Source organism: Brevibacterium sp. BRM-1, from assembly GCF_026802075.1.
Classification (GTDB): Bacteria; Actinomycetota; Actinomycetes; order Actinomycetales; family Brevibacteriaceae; genus Brevibacterium; species Brevibacterium rongguiense.
This window is the reverse complement of the sequence record NZ_CP113788.1, coordinates 2,661,997-2,684,474: the sequence shown is the minus strand read 5'-3', so window position 1 is coordinate 2,684,474 and position 22,478 is coordinate 2,661,997. Positions and strand designations below refer to the sequence as shown.

Genomic DNA, 22,478 nt, shown 5'->3' with positions numbered 1-22,478 from the left:
AAAAGGCCGCTCTGTTTAAAAGGCCGCTCTCCTCGAGAGGGGACCGAAATACGAGGCTGCTCAGAACGGGCCCGTCGCGGCCGGGGCGCGGGCCTCTAGGTGTACTGACCGGGGACGTTGGTCAATCGGGAGATGGGCGGCTGGTAGTCGCAGGCCGTGTGCGGCCGGTGGTGGTTGTACTGGTGGAGCCAGTCAGTGAGTGCGTCGCGACGCTCCTGCTCACTGGTGTAGCAGCGAGCGTAAGCCCATCCGTCGGCCATTGTGCGATGGAAGCGTTCGACCTTGCCGTTGGTTTGCGGCCGGTAGGGGCGGGTCCACTTCGGGGTGATGGACAGCGCCTCGCAGGTGTCGCGCCACAGGTGCGAGCGGTAGGCACCGCCATTGTCTGATAAGACTCGTTCGACAGTGACGCCACGATCGGTGAACCACTCGACCGCACGGTGCAGCACAGCGACCGCAGTGGTGGCGGTCTCGTCGTCGTGGGCCTCGGAGTACGCCACTCGTGAGTGATCGTCGATCACGGTGTGGATGAAGGCGTACCCGAGCTTGGGATCGCGCCACTTGTTCTTCGGCTTGTCGGGGGTGGCGGAACGGTTCTTCTCTCCTTGGCGGCGGCCCACGTAGCGCCAGCCACCGCCATCGGGGATGTTCCCGAACTTCTTCACGTCTACATGGACGAGGGAGCCAGGGTAGCGGTGTTCGTACCGGCGAACTAGCTCGCCAGTGGCGCGGTCGAGGTAAGCAAGTCGGTTCAATCGAGCCGAGCGCAGGATGCGGTGCACGGTCGATGGAGCGACACCGACGCGCACGGCGAGCTGAACCGGTCCTTCTCGCAGTCTCATTCGCAGGCTGATACAGCGCTTCGTGACCGCGAGCGATGTCTTGGTCGGTGAGTTCTTCGGGCGCGAGGACCTGTCCTGCATGGACTCGCCGGACACATAGCGGTCGACCCAACGCTTCACGGTGGGCCACGACACCTGGAACCGGGCTGCGATCTCGCTGATCGGCCATCCTTCGTCGACGATGAGGCGGGCGACCTTGAGTCGGTGGCGAGGTGTGAGAGCGGCGTTCGCGTGCGTCGTCATCGGACCGGATCCCACTGGAAGCGCCACCGGCCGACGAGAGCAGCGACAGCGAGTACAACGCACAGAAGAAACACCGGCATGATCATGGCGGCTAGTGGGTCGCCGTCCCACGCGTGTTGAGCGGCTTCGACGAACCAACGGACGGGTGAATACTTAACGATCTGCTGAATCGCCGACGGCATCGCCGTCAATGGGGTAAAGGCTCCGGATGTGAGCATGAGCAGGATCATGAGCACGTTCCCTATGCCCGTAGCGGCTGTGGCGGAGGGATAGAGCGCCGCAAGCGCGCAACCCACTGCGAGGAAGGTGCTGAGCCCGATGAGGCACACAGCCAGGACACCTGGGACGTGGCTAGGCATGGGCACCCCGAAAACCCCGATCCCAATCGCCAAAGCGGTGAGCATGCCCGCAATACCTACGACGAAGTGCACGGTGAGGCTCGCTGCGATGAAGGTGGAACGACGCAGCGGCGTAAGACTCAGGCGTCGGAGTGCGCCCGTGTCACGAAGGGTCAGCATCGCCACGGGCACCTGGAGGACCCCGGTCATGGCGAGAACAAGAGAGGCGAAGGCGGGCAGGGTCGCATCGAGGAATCCCCGTCCACCGAACTCCGGTCGCGGATCGTTACCGAAGATCACACCCAAGGCCAGCACCAAAACCGGCGCGAAGGCGAAAGAGAAGAACAGGCCTACAGGGTCGCGGCGCTGGGAGCGCCATAGGGCTTTGAGAAGGGCTCGATATGCGTTCATGCCGCCTGCTCCTCTGTGGTGATGTGTCGACCGGTGAGGGCCAGAAAGACGTCTTCAAGGCCGGGAGTCGTCGTGCTCATGCTCGTTACGGTGATGCGGTGTGCCGTCAGTGCAGCAAGGACGCCCTGCAGCCCGTCCGCAGCGCCGCGGATGGTCAGTTCCCGTCCCTCTGTTCGAGCGCTGGTCACGCCAGGAACTCCGGTGAGGTCGAACTCTGCGCTAGGCGACGCCGACAGGATGAGCTTCGCCGTGGTGTCACCGGCATGTTGCTGGATGAGGGAAGTCACTGTGTCCAAAGCAATCAACCGGCCGTGGTCGATGATTGCTACGCGGTCGCATAGCCGTTCGGCCTCCTCCATGTAGTGGGTTGTGAGAACGACCGTTGCACCGCTATCGCGGACGTGCTCGACGGTGTCCCACATGTTTCGACGTGACTGAGGATCGAGAGCGGTGGTGAGCTCGTCCAAGAAAGCGAGCCGGGGGCGGTTGATCAACGCGAGGGCGACGAACACTCGTTGACGCTCCCCACCCGAGAGCCTGTCAACGCGGGCGTTGGCCTTGTCCTTGACCCCCAGATCCGTCAACAGTTCGCGCCAAGGCCGCGGGCGCTCGTAGAAGGCGGAGTAGAGCTCGAGGGCGTCCTGCACAGTGAGGCGAGGTGGCAGGGCCGCGCTTTGCAGCTGGACCCCAATTTGCTGAGCCAACGAGTGCTGGTCCCGCACGGGGTCGAAGCCGAGCACCTCGACGCGCCCAGACGAAGGGCGGTCCAGTCCTTCCATGCAGTTCAACAGGGTCGTCTTACCAGCACCATTCGGGCCCACCACCCCGAAGACCTCTCCTTCACGGACCTCGAAGGAGACGTCTTCGAGGGCAGTGAAGCTGCCGAAGTTGCGGCTGACAGCCGCACAGCTCACGACGTTCTTCATTCCTCATCACCCTCTGAGTCCACGGGGGTCTGATGGCCAGGCATCGCCTGCATGATGATCTGATCGAGCGTCTCCTGGCGCATCAAAGCGATCCCTTGGTTCGCGTCAGCGAGGAGGAGCAGGGTGTCGCCCGGGTGGATGTCGAAGAGCTCCCGCGCGCCCTTGGGGATGACGATCTGTCCCTTGGGGCCGACCTTGACTGTCGCGGCGTACTTGCCCGGTGGGGGCGTTTGATCCATGTCCATGCTGACCTCCTGGTTGGTGCCACAAGTATAACAAGTGGCACTAACCAGGGGGTGACCTCACGGCATGTAGTCAATCAACGTGTCCGGTCAGTACATCTAGGGGCCCCGAATCACCGCCCGCCGAGGGCCTCGCACCGGTGATGGAGGTCACCGGAATCGGGCTCACATCCGTTTTGCAAACTCCGGAACCTCTGCGCTAAGCTTGCGGAGGTTCGCACGCCGGATCGGCTCGCGGTCCGATTGGCCCCCATCGTCTAGAGGCCTAGGACACCGCCCTTTCACGGCGGCGACACGGGTTCGAATCCCGTTGGGGGTACGCACGATGAGTACCCCCTCGGAATGCGGATCGTAAGTGAATAAGGCCCTGTGGCGCAGTTGGTTAGCGCGCCGCCCTGTCACGGCGGAGGTCGCGGGTTCGAGTCCCGTCAGGGTCGCGGAGCAATAGGCTCTTCTGTTTCAGAAGAGCCTTTGTTCTATGGCCAGTTCATCGGCCATGGCTCTGTAGCTCAGTTGGTAGAGCGTTCGACTGAAAATCGAAAGGTCACCGGATCGACGCCGGTCGGAGCCACAGCACGAGGAAGGCCCCGCTCCCCCAGTTCCCAGGCTGGGAGGCGGGGTCTTCCTGTGCGCCTTCTCCAGCGCGGCACGGCCCCGCCTCGACCGGCGCGCACCGCCCCCGTACCGCCGGACCGTCGGGGCACTCCTCACCGGAACCACCGGAGCGACGGCCGCCCGTTGCCACGACCGGCGCGCGCCCACCCCGTCGCCGAGGCGCGCCGGCAGCGGGCGCCGCCGCCCACCTCGGGCGCGGGCTCAGTCCTGTGCGAGCACGGCACCGGCGGCACGGCCGCACTGCGCGGCGAATTCCTCGAACGGCAGGGCCGCAACGAAGGGCACCTTGACGATGTAGCGGCCCACGGCGGCCCCGAGCAGCTGCGTCATGACGATGCCGAGCCGGCTCGCCGAGACGTCCGCGCCCGCCTCCCGACCGTCGCCCGCAGGCGCCGTCGGCCCCTGCCCCCCGCCGTGAGGTCCGGGACCCCCTGCCGCTCCGGACCCAGCTCCCGGTGCAGCGCTCACCCCGTGCGCCGTCGCCACGTCGACGATGAAGCCGCGGATGCGCTCCATCGCCAGGTCGCTGCTGAGCGCCGAGCGCACGAGCGCCTCGAGCTGCGGGCCGGTCCGGGGAGATTCCCACAGCGCCAGGTAGCCGTGCGCCAGGGCCGGTCCCCGCTCCGCGGCCGGGTGGTTCAGGGCATCCGCGAGGACGTCGGCGGCGCCCTCCGGCAGGTCGAGGGTGGCGGCGAACAGCCCGTCCTTGTTGGCGAAGTAGTGGGAGATGAGCGCGGGATCCACGCCCGCGCGGCCGGCGATCGAGCGCAGCGTCGCGGTGCGGAAGCCGCGCTCGGCGAACTCCCGGCGCGCCGCGGCGAGGATGGCCTCGCGCGCGCCGCCGGGAGCACCGGCGGCGGGACGGCCCACGGGCCGTGTCGGACCGGCGGCCCGTGCCCGGCCGCGCCCCTGTGGCCCCGGACCCTCGTGCGCCGCCCGTCCCTGCATTCCCGCGGCATCGTGCCCGGGCTCACCTCGATGCGTCATGACGGCATGCTATCGTTTATTCATCGGTTGATGAATATCGACGCCCGCCCGACTGCCCCACCACCCCAGCCGTTCCACCACCGCAGCCGCTCAGCAACCACCGAGCGCGAGCGCCACCCCATTCACAGGAGCCACCATGGCAGCGATCGAACTGGCCGCCCTCCCCGTCATCGAGACGGATGCCCTCGTCGTGGGGGCGGGCCCCACCGGCCTCATGGCCGGGCTCGTCCTCGCCCGCCGCGGGGTCGACGTCCTCGTCATCGACGCGAAGTCCGGTCCCACCCGCGAATCCCGCGCGCTTGCCGTCCAGGCCCGCACGGTGGAGATCTACGACCAGCTGGGCCTCGCGGAGGACATGCTCGCCGAGGCCTTCGAGGCGCGCAGCGTGCAGGTGGGCGACTCCGCCGCGGGGGTCGTGGCGGGGCTGGCCGACGCGCAGGGCGCCGCGACCCGCTACCCGGGCATCCACGTCTTCGAGCAGAGCCGGAACGAGGAGCTGCTCGGCGAAGCGCTTGCCGCACGCGCACCCGTGCGCTGGAACACCCGCCTCATCGCCATCCTCGACGACGGCAGCGAGCCCGGTGCGCAGGACGGCCCCGCACACGCCGAGGCGCTGGCCGAGGGCCCGGACGGGCTGGTCCGCATCCGCGCGCGCTGGTGCATCGGCGCCGATGGGGCAGGCTCCGCCGTGCGCCACGCGATGGGTGTGGGCTTCCAGGGGGTGACCGACCACGCCACGTTCTACGTGGCGGACCTGCGCGGGGTCCGCGGGGTGCCCGAGGAGACGATCGCCATCCGCATCGGCGGGGGCTCGCTTGCGCTGCTCTTCCCCATGGGCCCGGGCGGTCACGCGCGGATCATCTCGATGGCGCCGGGCCCCGAAGTCGGGCAGGACGAGGCGCTTGCGGCTGCCCGCAGCGAACTGGGCATCACGTGCGCCGATGTCGACTGGTTCTCCACCTACCGGGTGCACCACCGGGTGGCCTCCGCGTTCCGCAAGGGCCAGCTGTTCCTGGCCGGCGATGCGGCGCACGTCCATTCACCGGTGGGCGGCCAGGGCATGAACACGGGCCTCCAGGATGCCCACAACCTGGCCAACCACCTCGCCGACATCGCGCTGGGGATCGCCGCCCCCGCAGCCGCCGATGCCTACGAGGCCGAGCGGCGGCCCGTTGCCAAGCGCCTCGTCTCCGTCACCGACCGGCTCTTCGGCCTCGTCGCGGGGCGCTCGCGCGGCACCGCCCGGCTGCGCCGCCTCATCGCTCCCCTCGCGGGCTTCGCCGCACCACGGGTGCTCGCGAGCCGCCTCGGCTCCCACGTGGCGGGCCTGCTGGGCCAGTACCGGATCCGCTACGGGGCCGCCGACCGCGCCGCCGTGGGCGGGGCGGACCGGGCCGTCGGGCTGCGCCTGCCCGAGGTGGGCGCCAATGCGGAGGCACTGCGGCGCCTGAGCTGGCAGGTCCACACCTACGGCGCGCACGTGGACCATTGCGACCTCCCTACCGCCGTCGATGGGCCGTTGGACTTCGGAGCAGACCCGCAGGGCCGCCTGAGCGCGGAGCGCGCCTACCTCGTGCGCCCCGACGGCTTCGTCGCGGCATCGCTGCCCGTGGAGGACGGCGCCATCGGGGCCGGTGCGCTGCGGGTGGCGCTCGCGGCCAACGAGCTCATCCCCGCCTAGGATTCCCGCATAAGCGGGCGCGCCCCGCTCCCGTTCTCCCGTTGCGGATCTGCCGCACGGAGGCCTCGCCGGACTCCCTCCCTCGCCCCTACGATGGGGTCACCGGGAGCGAGGGGACGATGCGCGATGAGCGATCAGCGGCAGACCACAGGCGACCATGGACAGGGCCACCACCACGGTGATGCCTCCGCCGCGCTCCCCCACCAGTCCCGAGCCCCCGTGCAGTCCCGTCCTCCAGCGCAATTCCGTGCCCCAGCCCGCGCGGGCTCCCTCGCCAGCGTCGTCGTCGCGGTCCTCGCCGTCTGCGCGCTCACCCTGCTGCCGCCGCTCGTCACCGCCGGCGGGCTCGCCCTCACGCAGCCCGCCGAACATTCGATGCACACGAGCACCGTGTGGGCCCAGCTCGGCTCGATCATCGCCTGCTGCGCCGCCACCGCCATCATGAGCGCCGCGATCCTCATGGTCCGGCCCCGCAGGGCCCAGCGCACGACCGCCTTCGCACTGCTGGGCGCGAGCCTGCTCCTCTCTGTGCTCGCGTCCGTGGTGCTCATCGCGCTGCTCGCACCGCTGCAGGACGGCCGCGGGACGACGGCGAGTGCGTTCACCGTTCTGAGCGTGCTCTTCTCCCTGGTGTTCCCTCTCGTGTACGGAATCGCCGACGGGCTGATGATCAGCGCGTTCTTCGCCGCGCGCGCCTACCGCTGGTGGACGTTCTGCGCGGCGATCGCGGTCGTCGTGCTCCTGCGCCTGGCCTACTCGCTGCTCACCGGACGCATCTTCGTGCGGTTGGTGCACAGCGCCCCCGGTCTCGCGGCGCTGCAATTGGGCGCCCGGGCGCTGCTCGGCATCCTGTGTGCGGCGCTCCTCGTGGCCATCGTGGTCATCTGCGAGGCCGCCGCCCGGCGGGTACCGGTGAGCCCCGCCGGGCCCCGGGATTTTCCGGCCCCGGGCACACAGGGGCGGGCCGCCGCGCAGCACCAGGCCGATCCACACCGGATTCCGCCAAGCCAGACCCCAATGCACCAAGCCCGCCCGTACCAGCTCCCATCGCACCCGGCCGATCCGCCCCGCCCTGCGCCCGACCAACCGCCGCCGCGGGCCGACCCGCGGCCCGACCCACCCGCACCACGGCCGGCACCCGCGCCCGGCCCCGGTTCAACTCCCGAGTCCGAACTGGGGGCCACGTCGGAATCCCCGCCGGGTTCCGCACATTCGACCCCACCCGAAGCCCCGGGCGATACCCCGCCGCCGCGCTGAGCCCAGCGGGGCGCCTGGGGCCACATCACCCGGGTCCGAGGCCAAGGCGGCAACGGCAGGAGCGCACCTCCTCGGCAGCCAGCGCACCTCGGCAACCGGTGGACCTCGGCAGGCAGCCCACCTCGTCAACCACACGGGCCACACCTCGGCAGCCACCGCACCTCGACAGCAGGCGCACCACTGGAGCACGCGCACCTCGCACACCGTCGCACCTCGAACCCGCACCCAGCAGAGCGCGGGGGGTGCATATGCGCACTGTGCTACGAGCCTCGTAGCGAGCGGGCATAATGGGGAGCACGCAGCCCGGCACGACGAACCGACGCACCGGAGAGGCACACATGAGCGAGCACCCGCAGCAGTTGGGGCCCGCGGGCCAGCCGAGCGGCCCGTACCCGGGGCCGGGGGCACCCGGCTACGGCTACGCTCCGGGGGCGCCGGGCTACGGCCAGCAGGACTACCACCCGCACGCGGTGAACGCCTGCGTCGAGGGCGCCGGAGGCCCGCTCGCGCCCGCCCAGGCCGGTCCCCCGGCCTCCGGAGGCCAGCCGGGCGCACCCACCCAGCCGCACGCCGCAGGCGGCCCGCCCATCAGCCTCATCCTCGCCTGCGCCTCGCTCTTCGCGCTCACCCTCATCACGCCCATCGTCGCATTCGTCCTGTATACGGCTCTGGGGCCCGCGAGTGACAGCCTGTGGGGCCCGCTGCCCGGGATCGCGGCGGCGCTCGTCGGCACCCTCCTCATGGGGATCGCCATCGCCATGGCGCATCCGGTGGGGAAGCCCCGCCGGCTGGCGTTCTGGCTGCTCGGGGGCTCCTGCGGGCTGAGCATCCTCACGTCCGCCGTGTATGGGGCCATCGCACTCTTGTTCAACGGGCCCGCCGTCGAAGGCGACGAGGCGCTCCTGATGCTCCTCGTCCTGCTGTTCTTCCCGTTCCTGTACGGCATCGCCAATGGCCTCCTCATCAGCGCCTACCTTGCGGCCCGCGGATTCCACTGGTGGGCCTTCCTCATGGCCACGGCCCCGACCGTCATCGTCCGCGTCTTCGAGAACGCCATCGTCACCCGCATGCTCGGCGATGCTGGCGGCTCCCGGGCGGCCGGCACCCTCGTGCAGTGCATCGGCGCGATCGTCTTCGGCGTCATCTACAGCGCCATCCTGCTCATCATCGTGCTCATCTGCACGAGCGCGGCCAAGCGCTCCCAGGCTCGCGCGGCGGGAAGCTGGGCGCACGGCGCCGGGCAGGCCTACGGCCCGGGCGCGGCCCCCGGCTACGGCGGCGACCCGAGCGCCTGGGCCGGCCAGCCCGGCCAGGCGGGTGCGAACAACCAGCCCGGCGCCGGCCAGGCACCTCCGGGCCAGGCGTATCCCGGCCCGGGCGGCATGCCCCCTGCACCCGGACAGCAGTGGAGCTCGGGCCCCGGCGCCTGAGCGCACCCGCGCCTCGCTCACCCACGGCCTCGCCCGCCCGTGGCCTCGCCGCTCCCGCCCCTGTCATCAGGCCTCGCCCGCCCCCGAGGCGCGTCGCCGGTTCGTCCCGCAGGCGAGGCCCAGCCTCACCCCCCAGCGCCCGCTCTGGGCTCGCCCTCCCCGCCGAGGCGCGGTCGGGCGATGCTCCGCCCCGCACCTCGGCCCGGGGCAGCGCGGAGCGGCTCAGCCCATGAGCACGGACACGGCCGCGGCGACGATGACCGTGTTGAAAACGAACGCAATGATGGCGTTGGCGGTCACCGTCTTGCGCATGTCGCTCGAGGTCACGCTCACGTCGGTGGTGCCGAACGTGACCATGACCGACAGCGCGAAGTAGACGTAGTCCGAGGGCGCCGGGTTCTGCGTGCCCGGGAAGTCGAGGCCGGAGTCGTCCTGCAGGGCATCGTCGGCGCGGAACGTCACGGTGAACGACAGCAGCACCTCGCACCAGGCCACGACGACGAGCGTCACGCCGATCGTGATGCGCAGCCACGTGGGCAGCGAGGTCGAGGCGTTGCCCGGCAGCCAGACCATCGCCACGAACATCGCAACCGCGGCCACGAAGATCGACGCGCCCGGCCCCGGCGCCGTGCCCAGCAGGTAGCGTTGCGCGAACGTGCCGCGGCTGTCGCGCTCGGCCCACGCATCGATGTCCGCGTCCGTGGCGCCGTGGAAGACGAGGCCCGTGATCACCATGTGCACGACCAGGTAGACGAGCAGCACGACGACGAGCGCATCCACGTAGGCGAACTGGGACGACACCGCGGCGGCGGGGAACACCACCGCTGCGACGATGAGGGCTGCGATCGCGCTCAGCAGCACGCGGCGGCGTTCGAACATCCAGCGGATGCGATGGGGCGAGGTGCGGTGGGCTGCAGGCTGCGGCACGAGGGGTCCTCTCCGGCGGTGGGGCGGGCCCGCGCGGGCAGCGGCGGTCCGTTCGCACCCAGCCTAGCGAGCCCGGCCCGTCAGCGGTGCGCGGGCGCGACCGCCGCCGCGCGGGAGCGACCGTGTGCGGAGCCGTACGCGTGCAGCTCCGCCCGTGTCCGAGCCGGCCTCGCCCATCTGCGGGCCCGCTCGGGCGGGCCCCAAACCATGTGCGGGCCCGCCGTGGTCGGTGCCCCCGCACGGGCGCGCCCCGCCCGGCGGCCGCTCAGGCCCGGGCGCCGGCCAGCGCCTCGGCGCGCACCCGGTCCCGGGCGGCCACGAGGTTGCGCAGCGCCGCCTCGACCTCCGCGTAGCCGCGCGTCTTGAGCCCGCAGTCCGGGTTGACCCACAGGCGCCCCGCCGGCACCCGGGTGAGGGCTGCGCGCAGGAGCTCGGCGAGTTCGTCCACCCCCGGCACCCGCGGGGAGTGGATGTCGTAGATGCCGGGGCCCAGCTGGGACTCGAAGCCCTCCTCCAGCTCCCCCAGCAGCTCCATGCGCGAGCGCGCCGCCTCGATCGAGGTGACATCGGCATCGAGGGCCTCGATCGCGGTGAGGATCTGGCCGAACTCCGAATAGCACAGGTGCGTGTGGATCTGGGTGGCCGCAGCGGCATCGAACGCGACGAGCCGGAAGGCCCGCACCGCCCACTCCAGATACGCGGCGCGGGCGTCCGCGCGCAGCGGCAGCAGCTCGCGCAGCGCCGGCTCGTCGACCTGCACGATGGGGATCCCGGCGCGCTCGAGGTCGGCCACCTCGTCGCCCAGGGCCACGCCCAGCTGGGCGGCGGGCACGGACAGCGGCTCGTCGTCGCGCGCGAACGACCACGCGAGGATCGTCACGGGGCCCGTGAGCATGCCCTTGACCGGCCGGTCGGTCAGGCCCGCCGCGTACTGCGACCACGGCACGGTGATGGGCGCGGGGCGGGAGACGTCGCCGAACAGGATGGGCGGGCGCGTGCAGCGGCTGCCATACGACTGCACCCACCCGCGCGCCGTGGTCGTGAAGCCCTCGAGGTGCTCGGCGAAGTACTGCACCATGTCGTTGCGCTCCGGCTCGCCGTGGACGACGACGTCGAGGCCCAGCTGCTCCTGCAGCCGCACGACCCGCGCGATCTCCTCGCGCATGAGCGCGGCATACTCCTCCTCGCCGATCCTGCCCGCGCGCACATCCGCACGCGCCCGCCGGATCTCCGGCGTCTGCGGGAACGAGCCGATCGTCGTCGTGGGCAGCTCGGGCAGCCCGAGGCGCTCCTGGGCCGCGCGGCGCTGTGCCAGTGGCTCGCGCTCCACGCGGGCCGGGAGGCCTGCCGTGCGCGCGCGGACCGCGGCATCGTGCGTGCGCTCCGAGGCGGCGCGGGTGCGCCGGGCCCGGTCCGAGCGCGCGAACGCCTCCGCGCGCACGGCGGGGTCGCCGGCGGCCAACGCGGCGGCCAGCGCCTCGACCTCGATGACCTTCTCGGCGGCGAAGGACAGCCAGCCGGCCACGTCGACGGGCAGCCCGGTCTCCGCGGCCAGGGTGTAGGGCACGTGCAGCAGGGAGGTCGACGTCGTCACGCTCACGTCGGCCCCGCGGCCCAGCCCCGCCAGGACCTCGAGTCCGCCGCGCAGCTCGGCGGTCCACACGTTGCGGCCGTCGATGCAGCCGGCGACCAGCCGGGTGCGGGCGGGCACCTCGCGGCCCAACCGCTGGGGGTAGTCCGGGTCCTGCGCCTGGACAGCGGGTGAGAGGTCCACGGCCAGCGCCTCGGGGGCCGCCGAGGCGAGCGCACTTAGCCCGGCGCGCAGCGTCCCGTACGGCGCGCCCACCAGCACCTGCGGCCTGTCCCGTGCTCCCAGCAGCGTGCGGTAGGCGTCCTCGGCCAGCCCTGCGAGCTCCGCGTCCGGTGCGGCGTCGAGGTCGGCCACGAGCGCGGGCTCGTCGAGCTGGACCCAGGCGACACCGGCCTCGTGCAGGGCGGCCAGCACCCGGGCGTAGGCGGCGACGAGCTCGGGGAGGCGATCGAGCGGGCGCCCGGCGCCGGGGGCGGCCTTCGACAGCGCGAGCAGCGTGACCGGGCCCACGAGGACGGGGCGGGCGAGCACGCCGGCGTCCCGCGCCTCGGCGACGAGGGCCACGAGGCGCTCGGGCCGCGGGCGCAGGGGCGCCGCATCGGCCACCTCGGGGACCAGGTAGTGGTAGTTCGTGTCGAACCACTTCGTCATCTCGAGCGGCTGGCGCTCCTGGGTGCCGCGGGCCAGCGCGAAGTACTCCCCGTGGTCGATGTGCGCGGCCTCCCCGCCCAGCAGCCCCACCGTGAGGGCGGTCTCGAGCACGTGGTCGTAGAGGGCGAAGTCGAGCGGAATCGCCCAGTCCTCGCGCAGGCCCAGCTCCTGCAGCCGGCGGTAGGCGTCGAGGCGCAGGCTGTGGGCGGCGGAGTCGAGCTCGCCGGCGGTGATGCGGTCGGCCCAGTGGGCCTCGAGCGCCCGCTTGAGCTCCCTCTCGGGGCCGATGCGCGGATAGCCCGCGATCGTGGCGCGGGGGAACGGGGTGCGCTGGAGGTGGGCGTGCTGGTCAGCGGTGAGGATCGTCATCGGGTGCCTTTCTGCGGTGGGGTGGTGTTGCGGGGGGTGCGGGATCAGATGGGCCGGAGCGCGGCCGCGGGTGCGGCGGGGGCCAGGTCGAGCCGGTCGAGCAGCTCGCCGGTGACCTCGGCGTCGTTGAATGTGTACAGGTGGAGGCCGGGCGCGCCGGCGGCGAGCACGGCGCGGGCGAGTGCGGCGGTGGCGGCCAGCCCGATGTCCCGCTGGGCGGCCGGGGTGGGCGCGGCGGCGAGCGCGCGCGCCAGCTGCGGCGGCGGCCGCAGGCCCGCCAGCCGGCCCATGCGCTCGAGGCGCCGGGGCGAGGTGAGGGGGAAGATGCCGGGGATGATGGGCAGGGTGACCCCGGCCAGCCGCGCCCGCCGCACGAGGTCGGCGTAGTCGCGTGGGTCGAAGAAGAGCTGGGTGAGGGCGAAGTCCGCGCCGGTGCGCTGCTTGGCCAGGAGCACGTCGATGTCGAAGTCCCTATCCGGGGACTCGGGATGCCCGCCCGGGTAGGCCGCCACGCCCACCGCGAGGCGGCCGGCGCAGAACCGGGCGGCCTGCTGGGCCTCGGCGGTGCGGATGAGCGAGACGAGCTCGTCGGCGTGGCGCAGGTGCCCCGGCTGAGGGGCGCGCGCGCCCGGGGGCAGGTCGCCCCGGATCGCGAGGAAGCCGCGGACGCCCGCCGCCACGAAGTGGTCGATCCACGCCTCCAGCAGCGGGCGCGGGGCGCCGGTGCACGTGAGGTGGGCCAGTGGGCGCAGCCGCGGGTCGGCCGCCAGCGCGGAGACGAAGTCCGCGGTGCCCTGGGACCAGCCGGAGGTCGGCGAGCTCGTGATCGCCACATAGTCGGGGCGGTAGCCGCCGATCGTCTCGATGAGGGCCGGCAGCGCGCGGTGCGCGGCGGCGGTGCGCGGGGGGATGACCTCGAAGCTGAGGGCGGGGCGGGTGGCGCGCTCGGGCAGCGGGTCGCCGACGCCCGCGGCATCGAGCGGGGCCGAGGCGGAGCGCGCCGCAGCGGGGCGGTCGACGGCCGTACCCGAGCGGTCAGCGCCCGTGCCGGAGCCGTCGGCGGGCGTGCCCGAGCCGCCGGCGGGCGTGCCGGCACGGTCGGCGGCCGGGCCCGGTGCAGGGGCCGTGCGGGCCGGATGCGGCGCTGGGGCGCCGGCAGCGGAGATGTCCATGCCCGGCACCGTAGGCACGGCGGCGCCCCACCGCGGCGCGGGGCTGTCACGCGCCGTCGCTTAGGCGTCACCGCCCGTCACACGCGGTCATGGACCGCCCCACGCGGCATCCGGGCCGTCAGCTCGATGACCGCCTCGGCATCGGGGCGCCGTGCGCTCGGCCCGTCAGGAGCGCCCTGCGCGCGCGGCGATCGAGTTCGCCGCGGCAAGCACATCGCGCACGTAGACATCGGAGTCGTTGTACGAGCGGATAGCCCGGTCCCACCCGGCCGCGGAGCTGACCTCGCCCGAGGCGCACAGGTAGCCGGCCGCCGTGAGCGCGGCATCGTCGATGTTGTGCGGGTCCGCTTTGCCGTCACCGCTGCCGTCGCGCCCGAACTGGCGCCAGGACTGCGGGATGAACTGCATGGGGCCCACTGCGCGGTCGTGCTCCTTGTCCCCGTCGAGCTTGCCGTTGTCCGTGTCCGGGATGTTCTTGACGTTCACGCCGTCGAGCGCCACGCCCACGATGGGCTTCGAGGTGGTCCCGTCGGCCGTGATGTGCGCGCCGCCCTCCCGCCCGTGATTCGACTCGATCTGCCCGATCGCCGCCACCGTGTTCCACGACAGCCCGCACTCGCGCTGCTCGCGATCGACCTTCGCGGCGGCCGCGGCGTACGCCCGCAGCGCGCGGCCGGGGATGCCCGTGCTGGCCTCGGTCGCCCGCACCCACGCCGAGTCGACGGCGTCGGCCGGCTTCTGACTGGCCGCCGGGGTGGGGGCGGCATCCGCGGCGGTCTGAGCGGCGCTGGGCGCCGCCGGCTCGCCGTCCTGGATCTCCGCCGAGGTGCCCTGGGACTGGCGCGGGCCGATCACCCCGCCCACCACGAGTCCGCCGCCCACGAGCAGCACGAGCACGGCGAGGATCGCTCCCACCAGGAAGCCCTTCTCCGACCTGCTCATGCGCCCATCCCTCCATCGTCTGCCGCCATCCCGACCAGCCTAGCGAGGACACCCTCACCCGGCGGGGAACTCGGCCCGCGCGCCGGTCCGCCCCGCGCAAACTCCCGCCACGCGTGCCGGGGTGAGCCAAACCGGCCACAGGGGGCCGGATTCCCCTCCGAGCCTCGCAATGCCGCGCTAGCCTGCCGGCAGACATCGGCAGCAGACATCCGCGACCGCAAGGACCGACATGGATCGACGAACCCTCCTCCGCACGGGTCTGAGCGCGAGCGCCGCAGCCGCCCTGGCCAGCACCGCCGGCTGCGCCCCCTGGACTTCTGGCTCCAAGCGGGCCGGCGAGTTCCGCGTGGAGCCCACCGAGGACGGCATCCGGTCCGCCCTGGAAGCGGCGGCGAAGACCCAGGGCGAGGACTTCCGCTACGCCTACGCCCAGGTGTGCGAGCGGTGGGCGCGGGGCCGCAGCCGACAGGGGGCCTCGTGTGCGGTCGGCGACGTGGCGGACGAAGCGGACATGCCCGTGCTGGGCACCCGGGGCACGCTGAGTGAGTCCCTCGACGCCATCCCCTTCGGCGACATGGTCGCCTGCGCCGGCTCCGCGCCCGGCTGGGGCGCCACGATGATCAGGCTCTCCACGGCGATCACCGCGGTGAGCGGGCCCGAGGGCGTGCGCATCGACGGCCGCCCCTCCGCCTACCGGGAAACATTCCTCCGCGCGCCCAGCGTCGAACAGCTGTGGGATGAGGCCCATGAGATGGGCTCCGGTGCCATCACGGGGCTCTCGCTCCACCGGGACGCGGCAGCCGTCCGGTTCGCCGGCGACTTCGGGTTCAAGCGGGCGCTCGCGAGCGCCGGCACCGGGGTGGACGGCCCCCTCACATTCGGCCGCTTCACGCTCTACGGCGAGGTGGGAGCGGCGGCGGTTCCCAGCACCGTCACCGGCGCCCAGATCGTGGCCGCCATGGACAGGCGCATGCGCTGGGCGCACCGCTCCTGGACGGACCTGAGCTCGATCCAGCTGCTGGACTTCGACAACACCGGTGCGCGGGAGACAGGCCCTGGCCTTCCGGCCACCCCCACGACCGGGCTGCCCACGGCACGTCACACGGGGGCCGGCGATGCGGTGCTCGTCCTGCACTTCGAGGCGGCGAACACGCGCTTGGTCGTCTTCGTCGACCCCGCCCTCGAGCGGCGGGCGCACGGCTCCTGAACCCGGTGGGGGCGGCGCCAAGCCGCCCGGCTCCGGCGCAGCGATGGTGCGGACCCAGCGCGGCGATGCCGCGCACCCGTCAGGCGGCGGTTCCCGCGGCACGCATCGGACCGCCCTCGGCCGCAAGTCCCTCCGGCAGCGCGGCTCCGGCCGCGGCGGGGCCGGCCTCGGCACCGCTGCCGCCGACCGAGGCGCCGTCCCCGTCGACCGCATCCGCACGTGAGGCGAGGAAACGGCGCTGACGACGCAGGCCCACGACGGCGCTCGTGCACAGTCCGGTCAGCACGAGCAGGGCGGTGAAAGCGAATGCGAAGACCATCGTCTTTTTCGTCCCTCCGGTATCGGCACCGCGCGGCCCGGAACCCCTGAGCTGCGCGCGGGCGGGGGCGCGCAGGGCGGCCGACCGCGCCTCCCACGCTACCCAGCGCGCGCCTCGGACCGGGGCCGGGCCTGTAAACACTGTGTGAATACCCAGCCGGAGGCCTGGGCCCCCGAGTCCCCCGCCAGTAGCGTGGCACGTGCCAGGGCAGCGATGCCCCGGCACTCCCCGTGCCTGCGGGCATCCCCCGGGGCCGTCGTCATGGCCGGCGGCGGCCCCGCCTCAGCTGCCGCGGGCGTAGAGGCCGAGCGCCTCCCACTGCCGTGTGTAGGCGTTGAACGCGGCGATCGCGGATTCGCGGTCGTCGGCGTCGAGTGCGTCCACCCAGTCGCTCACCAGGTCCGCACCGGTCTCCGGGTAGATGATCTCGCTCATCCCGCCCAGGTCCAGCTCGACGATCGAGTTCATGTCGAACGAGTCGAGCCAGTCCGAGAACTGCTCCGCGGATTCGACGACCGCGCTCAGCCGCGACTTCTCCTTGAGCACGGAGACCGCCCATTCGACCCGCGACGCGGCGGTGAGGATGGGCACCCGGATGCGCACCCGATGACCGTGCTCGGTCTCGTCGGCGATCACCTGGTCCTCCTCGGGATCGATCGCCAGCCACCACACCGGTGAGACATCCCACGCCGAGGTGCGGGTGAACACGCGCGTATCCGGCTCGCCCTGCAGCCACTCGACGCGGTGGGCGGCCGCGCGGCGCCGCGCGGACTTGGGCACCATCGCGTCGAGCTCGGCCTTCGAGGACGACTCGCTCAGGGCCTCGAGCGCGTGCCAGGAGCGGATATCGTCCTGCAGCGGGCAGACCCGATCGATGCCGTCCCCCGCGTCCGCACCCGTCATCATGATGGGCGTGCCGCGGTAGGAGTCGGCCACGGGGTCCGGCGGCAGGCTGATGAGCCGGGCGTCGGCGTCCTCCCCGGCGAGCCGGAGGATCATCGTCCGGTTGTCGCTGACCGGGTAGTCCTCGAGATCCGGGTGGACCACGAGGGGCTCGAAGATCCGCAGTTCGATGAGGTATCGGCGCTCGTACGGCATGGCCCCAGCGTATCCGCAGGGCGGCAGCGCCCCGCACCCCGCGGCTGCCGGTGCCGCCGCGGCCCGTCTTGCCGGCCGTCTTGGCAAATGGCACAAGCGGGTGGGAGCCGCTAGAATCGGACCGCAGAGAAGTGACGAAGCTGGACGGGGCCCCATTGCTGCGCCCCGGGTCGAAGACGGAGGGGGTCGACGCCTGTGGGTCGCGGCCGCGCAAAAGCGAAGCAGATCAAGGTAGCCCGGAAGCTCAAGTACTACAGCCCGGACACCGATCTGGGTGCTCTCCAGAAGGAGCTCGGCGGAGAGCACGGCTCGGACTCCGGCGCCGATCCCTATGATGAGCCCGACTACTCCGACTACGCGGACAAGTACGCGGACGTCGACGACGAGCCGGAGGAATCGGAGCAGCGCTGACCCCGCCGCTCAGCACGAGCCGCAGAACGCCGAACGGGCCCCGCAGGTGCGGGGCCCGTTCGCGTGCGCCGTCCGGGCTCTCCCTCACCCGGGGCCCGTTCGCGTGCGCCGTCCTCAGCGCAGGATGGCCGCGCCGCCCTGCACGCCCTTGGCACCGGAGACATAGCCCGGGGCCTGGGCAAGCGAGCCGTCGTCCGCTGCCACCTCGCCCAGCCGCCACGCCCCCGGCACAGCGGCGAGCACGGCGTCGGCCTGCGCGGCATCGACGGCGAGCACCATGCCGACCCCCAGGTTCCACGTCCGCTCCCGGTCTTCGCGGGGCACGTGGCCCAGGTCGCCGAGCACATCGAAGACAACAGGCACGTCCCACGTGCTGCGCTCCATGACGGCGATGAGGCCGGCGGGCAGCACCCGCGCCACGTTGGCGCTCAGGCCGCCCCCGGTGACGTGCGACATCGCGTGGACGGCGCCCGGCACCCGCTCGAGGAGTTCGAGCAGCTCGCCGGCGTAGACGCGAGTGGGCGCGAGCAGCTCCTCGCCGAGGGTGCGGCCGAACTCGGTGACCTCGCGCTCGAGGCGCCAGCCGGCATCGGCGATGATCCGGCGCACGAGGGAGAAGCCGTTCGAGTGCAGACCGGACGAGGGCAGCCCCAGGAGCACGTCGCCCGCGGCCACGCGCTCGGGGCCGAGTGCGCGGGAGGCCTCGACGACGCCGGTCGCGGCACCGGCGACGTCGTACTCGTCCGCCGCGAGCAGCCCGGGGTGCTCGGCGGTCTCGCCGCCCACCAGGGCGACCCCGGCGCTGGCGCACGCCTCCGCGATGCCGCGCACGATCGCCGCGATGCGCTCGGGCACCACGTGGCCGCAGGCGATGTAGTCGGTCATGATGAGCGGCTTGGCGCCCACGACGACGATGTCGTCGACGACCATGCCCACGAGGTCCCAGCCGATCGTGTCGTGGATGTCGAGCGCCTGCGCGATCGCGACCTTCGTGCCCACCCCGTCGGTCGAGGTGGCCAGCAGGGGCCGCTCGTAGTCCTTGAGCATGCTCACGTCGAACATCCCGGCGAATCCACCGGTCGCGCCCACCACCCCCGGGGTGTGCGTGGCGGCGACGGCGGACTTCATGAGCTCCACGGCGCGGTCGCCGGCGTCGACGTCCACGCCCGCGGCGGCGTAGGTCGTTGCGCTCTGATCGCCCGGATTGCCCGTCTCAGCCATGTCAGCAGCCCTTCTGGGGGTCGAGGCCCGCCTCGAGCGGGATGGGGTAGGAGCCGGAGAAACACGCGGTGCACAGCTGGTCGGCCTGCTGGCCGGTGGCCTCGATCATGCCGTCGATCGAGATGTAGCCCAGGGAGTCCGCGCCCAGGGACTTGCAGATCTCGTCGTTCGTCAGGCCGTTGGCGATGAGCTCGGCGCGGGTGGCGAAGTCGATGCCGTAGAAACAGGGCCACTTGACCGGCGGCGAGGAGATCCGCACGTGGATCTCCTCCGCACCGGCCTCGCGCAGCATCCGCACGAGCGCGCGCTGCGTGTTGCCGCGCACCACGGAGTCGTCGACGACGACGAGGCGCTTGCCGACGATGTTCTCGCGCAGCGGGTTGAGCTTGAGGCGGATGCCCAGCTGGCGGATCGTCTGGGAGGGCTGGATGAACGTGCGGCCCACGTAGGCGTTCTTCATGAGCCCCTGGCCGAAGGGGATGCCCGACTCCTCCGCGTAGCCCACGGCCGCCGGGGTGCCCGACTCCGGGGTCGCGATGACCATGTCCGCATCGACGGGGTGCTCGCGGGCCAGCACTCGGCCCATCTCCGTGCGCGCGGTGTGCACGGTCTTGCCGTGCAGGATGCTGTCCGGGCGGGCGAGGTAGACGTACTCGAAGACGCAGCGCGCCTCCTGCTGGGGCTCGGCGAAGCGGTAGGAGCGCAGGCCGTCCTCGTCGATCGCGATGAGCTCCCCGGGCTCCACCTCGCGCACGAACGAGGCGCCGACGATGTCGAGGGCCGCCGTCTCGCTCGCGACGACCCAGCCGCGCTCCAGGCGCCCCAGCGCCAGCGGGCGCACCCCGTGGGGGTCGCGGGCGGCGTAGAGGGTGTGCTCGTCCATGAACGCGAAGCAGAACGCGCCCTCGAGCTTGGGGAACAGGCTGAGCGCGGACTGCACGAGGTCGTCACCGGGCGAGGTGGCCAGCAGCTCGGTGACGAGCGAGGTGTCGTTCGAGGAATCGCGGTGGGGCCGGGTGCGCGCGTTCTTCTTCGTCGCGAGCTTCACCTGCTCCTGGTGCGCGCTCGTCGCCTCGTCGGCCATCTCCTGGAGGCGCTCGAAGTTCGTGAGGTTGCCGTTGTGGGCGAGCGCCACCGTGCCGAACGGCGTGGGGCCCAGGGTGGGCTGCGCGTTCTCCCACGAGGACGAGCCGGTCGTCGAGTAGCGCGTGTGGCCGACGGCCAGGTGCCCGGGCAGCGTGGCGAGGTCGTTCTCGTCGAAGACCTGGGAGACGAGCCCCATGTCCCGGTAGACGAGGATCTGCTTGCCGTTGCTCGCGGCGATGCCGGCGGACTCCTGCCCGCGGTGCTGGAGCGCGTAGAGGGCGTAGAAGACGAGTTTCGACACCTCTTCACCGGGCGCCCATACGCCGAATACGCCGCACTCGTCCTGCGGCTTCTTGTCGTCTGCGTCGAGTTCGTGGGTCAAGCGCCCATCAGGTCGTGCCACGGTCTCATTCTTCCATATCGGACGGGCCGCCCGCGCCGCGCACGGCGCCGTCCGCCGGCCCAGCTTCCGAACCGCCCGCGCCGCCGGCCGCGGTCTCGGGAGCGGCGGACGGCGCGGCAGCGGCGGGCTCGGGTTCGGCGGCGGCATCGGTTTCGGCGGCGGCCAGCGCGTCTGCGGTCGTGGGTGCGCCCGCGGCTGCCGAGGAGGACTCGGCATCGGCGGCGGAGGACGAGGCGACCGGGCGCTCGACCGGCTCGTACTCGGCGCCCACGGTGTAGCGGCGGGCCCGCTTGAGGCCGACCCGGTCGACGATGAGCGCGACCACGGCGCCGGCGAAGCCGCCGACGGCGGCGCACAGCGCCATGAGCAGGCCGACGATGGCGGCGGGCGAGAACTGCGTGGTCAGCGATGAGGTGTCCGCGGGGATGAGCCAGAGCACCATGCCGACGGCGAAGCCCGCCACGATGCCCGCGCCGATGAAGACCCCGTAGCGGGGGCTCCTGCGCACGGAGACGTCGACCGTGTCCTTCATGTACTCCCCTGCTGCTCGCACTGTCCCGGCCCGGGCGCCTCGGGGACTGCCCTGCTGGTCCGCGGCCCCGCGAAAGCCGCCCGTGCGAGTCTAGTTCAGCACCGCTCGCGGACACAGATGCGCTGGTCACAGCCGGCCCAAGGCCGCGCTGTAGCGCGGGCGCGGCCCGTGTCAGTCCCTCCCCGCATACTGCGCAGTGTGGGGCGGCGGAACGGACTGACGGACTGCCTGGGAGCCACGGGCCGGGCTGTGCGGGAGCGGCGGGCTGGGAGGAGCGGGCACGATGGCGGACCTTCGGGCAGGCGCGGGGGCGGCGGAGGTCCGCGCCGCGCTCGCCGCGCAATCGCAGGGCGGCGCACGCCTCACCCACGCGCAGCTGCTGCGCGCGCTCATGGACCTGTGGGGCTACGAGGCGGTGTGCGCGTTCTTCTGGCGGCGGGTCTGCGATTCGGCGAGGTCAGCGGCCCGCGGGCCGGCGCCGGCGTACTCCCGCGCGCAGGCGGAGCTCATCGCGCTGCGGTTCAGCGCGACGTGGCACGGCTGCCCTCTCGAGGGCAGCACTCCGGGAGCGTGCGCACCGAGCGCGCGCGGCGCGTTCGACGGTGAGCTGCTGGGCTTCGACGACGCCGAGGTCGGCGGGGCAGGGCTCGGCGGGGCAGGGCTCGGCGATGCTCAGGTCGGCGGGGCAGAGCTCGGAGGGCCAGAGTTCGGATGGCCAGAGGGTGGTGACGCTCGGACCTTCCGGGCAGACCTCGGCTGGGCAGACTCCGCGGACGGCGGCGAAGGCGGCGCCTGCCGTGACGGGTAACGGCTGCGGGGATGGCGCGGGTGGCCGCGGTCCGCAGGTTCCGCCGTCGGGCTGGGCGCTCAGCCGAGCGCGATGAGCGCGGTGCCCGCGACGACGACCGCGCCGCCCGCCATGCGCGCTCCCAGGCTCTGCTCGCGAAAGAGCAGGCGCGCGAGGACGAGGCCGATCACGACGCTGGTCTCCCGCAGGGGCGCGACCAGGGAGATGGGGGCGCGCTGCATCGCGACGAGCACGAGGAGGTAGGCGGTCGAGGACAGCAGCCCCACGAGCACCACGGTGGCCCCGCGCAGGCGGACCAGCGCCGCGACCAGCTCGCGCCGGCGCAGCGCCGAGGGCGTGAGCAGCAGCGCCTGGACGACACCGCTGAGCCACAGGTAGACGACCGGATGCGGGGCCCAGGCGTTGACCGCGTGGCCGTCGAAGAGCGTATAGGCGGCGATGAAGGCCGCGGTTGCCAGGCCCCAGACGAGGCCGGGGCCCACGCGCGCACCGCCGGCGGGACGGCGCGCGGTCAGGAGCGCGATGCCGCCCACGATCGCCGCCGCACCGGCCACCGCCAGCCACCCGGGCCGCTCCCCCAGCACCGCGATCGCCACGGCCATGGTGAGCACGGGGCCGGCGCCGCGGGCCACGGGATAGACGATCGACAGGTCGCCTTCGCATATCCGGTCTGCAGGCACAGGCCGTAGCCCACGTGCAGGGCGCCGGTGACGATGCCCGCCGCCACCACGGGCCAGGAGAGCGCACCCGGAGTGGTCGCGATGATCCA

The 22,478-nt window shown here is 72.5% G+C and carries 21 protein-coding genes and 3 tRNA genes; 9 read left to right on the top strand and 15 right to left on the bottom strand.

Annotated elements, in window-relative coordinates; translation table 11 throughout:
• Positions 1 to 95: 95 nt before the first annotated feature.
• From BRM1_RS11815 to BRM1_RS11800, 4 genes are read right to left on the bottom strand one after another with little or no spacing between them, the layout of a single operon-like run.
• Positions 96 to 1,085, bottom strand: a complete 990-nt coding sequence (locus tag BRM1_RS11815; protein ID WP_268526174.1) for an IS481 family transposase — start codon at positions 1,083 to 1,085, stop codon at positions 96 to 98.
• Positions 1,082 to 1,834 carry an ABC transporter permease gene (locus BRM1_RS11810; RefSeq protein WP_268526172.1) on the bottom strand — a complete coding sequence of 251 codons (753 nt, stop codon included), beginning with the start codon at positions 1,832 to 1,834 and terminating at the stop codon, positions 1,082 to 1,084. Before BRM1_RS11810 ends, BRM1_RS11815 begins: the two co-directional genes overlap by 4 nt.
• Positions 1,831 to 2,760: an ABC transporter ATP-binding protein gene (locus BRM1_RS11805; RefSeq protein ID WP_268526171.1), complete on the bottom strand. Its 930-nt coding sequence runs from the start codon at positions 2,758 to 2,760 to the stop codon at positions 1,831 to 1,833. The genes BRM1_RS11810 and BRM1_RS11805 overlap by 4 nt, the downstream gene beginning before the upstream one ends.
• Positions 2,757 to 3,005 (bottom strand): AbrB/MazE/SpoVT family DNA-binding domain-containing protein, encoded by a 249-nt coding sequence (locus BRM1_RS11800; protein WP_160954256.1) that lies wholly within the window; start codon positions 3,003 to 3,005, stop codon positions 2,757 to 2,759. The genes BRM1_RS11805 and BRM1_RS11800 overlap by 4 nt, the downstream gene beginning before the upstream one ends.
• 243 nt (positions 3,006 to 3,248) lie before the next feature.
• Between BRM1_RS11800 and BRM1_RS11795 the strand changes: the two genes are divergently transcribed.
• From BRM1_RS11795 to BRM1_RS11785, 3 genes are all read left to right on the top strand, one after another.
• Positions 3,249 to 3,321 (top strand) — tRNA-Glu (locus BRM1_RS11795).
• A gap of 44 nt (positions 3,322 to 3,365) precedes the next feature.
• Positions 3,366 to 3,439, top strand: a tRNA-Asp gene (locus BRM1_RS11790).
• Positions 3,440 to 3,500: 61 nt separating this feature from the next.
• Positions 3,501 to 3,573 (top strand) — tRNA-Phe (locus tag BRM1_RS11785).
• Between the two features lie 245 nt (positions 3,574 to 3,818).
• Here the strand turns inward: BRM1_RS11785 and BRM1_RS11780 are convergent.
• The gene (locus BRM1_RS11780) at positions 3,819 to 4,487 is read right to left on the bottom strand and encodes a TetR family transcriptional regulator (RefSeq protein ID WP_268526168.1); all 669 of its coding nucleotides are present in this window, start codon (positions 4,485 to 4,487) and stop codon (positions 3,819 to 3,821) included.
• Positions 4,488 to 4,740: 253 nt separating this feature from the next.
• Between BRM1_RS11780 and BRM1_RS11775 the strand changes: the two genes are divergently transcribed.
• From BRM1_RS11775 to BRM1_RS11765, 3 genes are all read left to right on the top strand, one after another.
• Positions 4,741 to 6,285, top strand: coding sequence for an FAD-dependent monooxygenase (locus BRM1_RS11775; RefSeq protein WP_268526166.1), 1,545 nt, complete (start codon positions 4,741 to 4,743; stop codon positions 6,283 to 6,285).
• Between the two features lie 126 nt (positions 6,286 to 6,411).
• Positions 6,412 to 7,542: a hypothetical protein gene (locus BRM1_RS11770; RefSeq protein WP_268526164.1), complete on the top strand. Its 1,131-nt coding sequence runs from the start codon at positions 6,412 to 6,414 to the stop codon at positions 7,540 to 7,542.
• 338 nt (positions 7,543 to 7,880) lie between these two features.
• Complete coding sequence (locus tag BRM1_RS11765; RefSeq protein ID WP_268526162.1) at positions 7,881 to 8,972, top strand: hypothetical protein; 1,092 nt, start codon at positions 7,881 to 7,883, stop codon at positions 8,970 to 8,972.
• Between the two features lie 222 nt (positions 8,973 to 9,194).
• Here BRM1_RS11765 and BRM1_RS11760 read toward each other — a convergent pair whose 3' ends face one another.
• The 4 genes from BRM1_RS11760 to BRM1_RS11745 all read right to left on the bottom strand — a co-directional run bounded on the left by BRM1_RS11760 (position 9,195) and on the right by BRM1_RS11745 (position 14,624).
• Entirely contained in the window at positions 9,195 to 9,899 is a 705-nt protein-coding gene (locus BRM1_RS11760; protein WP_268526160.1) for a DUF1345 domain-containing protein, read from the bottom strand.
• Between the two features lie 265 nt (positions 9,900 to 10,164).
• Positions 10,165 to 12,510, bottom strand: a complete 2,346-nt coding sequence (gene metE, locus BRM1_RS11755) for a 5-methyltetrahydropteroyltriglutamate--homocysteine S-methyltransferase (protein ID WP_268526158.1) — start codon at positions 12,508 to 12,510, stop codon at positions 10,165 to 10,167.
• Positions 12,511 to 12,554: 44 nt separating this feature from the next.
• On the bottom strand, positions 12,555 to 13,682 hold the full coding sequence (locus BRM1_RS11750; protein ID WP_268526156.1) for a methylenetetrahydrofolate reductase: 1,128 nt from the start codon (positions 13,680 to 13,682) through the stop codon (positions 12,555 to 12,557).
• A gap of 165 nt (positions 13,683 to 13,847) precedes the next feature.
• Complete coding sequence (locus BRM1_RS11745; protein WP_160952276.1) at positions 13,848 to 14,624, bottom strand: lytic transglycosylase domain-containing protein; 777 nt, start codon at positions 14,622 to 14,624, stop codon at positions 13,848 to 13,850.
• Positions 14,625 to 14,853: 229 nt separating this feature from the next.
• Between BRM1_RS11745 and BRM1_RS11740 the strand changes: the two genes are divergently transcribed.
• A complete protein-coding gene (locus tag BRM1_RS11740) occupies positions 14,854 to 15,831 on the top strand; it encodes a hypothetical protein (RefSeq protein WP_268526154.1) in 978 nt (325 codons plus the stop codon).
• A gap of 79 nt (positions 15,832 to 15,910) precedes the next feature.
• On the opposite strand, the gene BRM1_RS11735 is transcribed toward BRM1_RS11740, so the two are convergent.
• Positions 15,911 to 16,150, bottom strand: coding sequence for a hypothetical protein (locus BRM1_RS11735; RefSeq protein ID WP_160952274.1), 240 nt, complete (start codon positions 16,148 to 16,150; stop codon positions 15,911 to 15,913).
• A 282-nt stretch (positions 16,151 to 16,432) separates the two neighbouring features.
• Positions 16,433 to 17,248 (bottom strand): hypothetical protein, encoded by an 816-nt coding sequence (locus BRM1_RS11730; protein WP_160952273.1) that lies wholly within the window; start codon positions 17,246 to 17,248, stop codon positions 16,433 to 16,435.
• Positions 17,249 to 17,443: 195 nt separating this feature from the next.
• Here BRM1_RS11730 and BRM1_RS11725 point away from each other — a divergent pair, with 195 nt between their 5' ends.
• Positions 17,444 to 17,659, top strand: a complete 216-nt coding sequence (locus tag BRM1_RS11725) for a DUF3073 domain-containing protein (RefSeq protein WP_268526151.1) — start codon at positions 17,444 to 17,446, stop codon at positions 17,657 to 17,659.
• Positions 17,660 to 17,773: 114 nt separating this feature from the next.
• On the opposite strand, the gene purM is transcribed toward BRM1_RS11725, so the two are convergent.
• The 3 genes from purM to BRM1_RS11710 are packed head-to-tail and all read right to left on the bottom strand — an operon-like array spanning position 17,774 to position 20,901.
• Complete coding sequence (gene purM / locus BRM1_RS11720) at positions 17,774 to 18,880, bottom strand: phosphoribosylformylglycinamidine cyclo-ligase (protein ID WP_160952271.1); 1,107 nt, start codon at positions 18,878 to 18,880, stop codon at positions 17,774 to 17,776.
• A gap of 1 nt (position 18,881) precedes the next feature.
• The gene (gene purF, locus BRM1_RS11715; RefSeq protein WP_160952270.1) at positions 18,882 to 20,369 is read right to left on the bottom strand and encodes an amidophosphoribosyltransferase; all 1,488 of its coding nucleotides are present in this window, start codon (positions 20,367 to 20,369) and stop codon (positions 18,882 to 18,884) included.
• Between the two features lie 4 nt (positions 20,370 to 20,373).
• Entirely contained in the window at positions 20,374 to 20,901 is a 528-nt protein-coding gene (locus tag BRM1_RS11710; protein ID WP_160952269.1) for a hypothetical protein, read from the bottom strand.
• 283 nt (positions 20,902 to 21,184) lie between these two features.
• On the opposite strand from BRM1_RS11710, the gene BRM1_RS11705 reads away from it, so the two are divergent.
• Complete coding sequence (locus BRM1_RS11705; RefSeq protein ID WP_268526146.1) at positions 21,185 to 21,709, top strand: hypothetical protein; 525 nt, start codon at positions 21,185 to 21,187, stop codon at positions 21,707 to 21,709.
• A 59-nt stretch (positions 21,710 to 21,768) separates the two neighbouring features.
• Here BRM1_RS11705 and BRM1_RS11700 read toward each other — a convergent pair whose 3' ends face one another.
• Positions 21,769 to 22,389: a DMT family transporter gene (locus BRM1_RS11700; RefSeq protein WP_268526144.1), complete on the bottom strand. Its 621-nt coding sequence runs from the start codon at positions 22,387 to 22,389 to the stop codon at positions 21,769 to 21,771.
• Between the last annotated feature and the right edge of the window lie 89 nt (positions 22,390 to 22,478).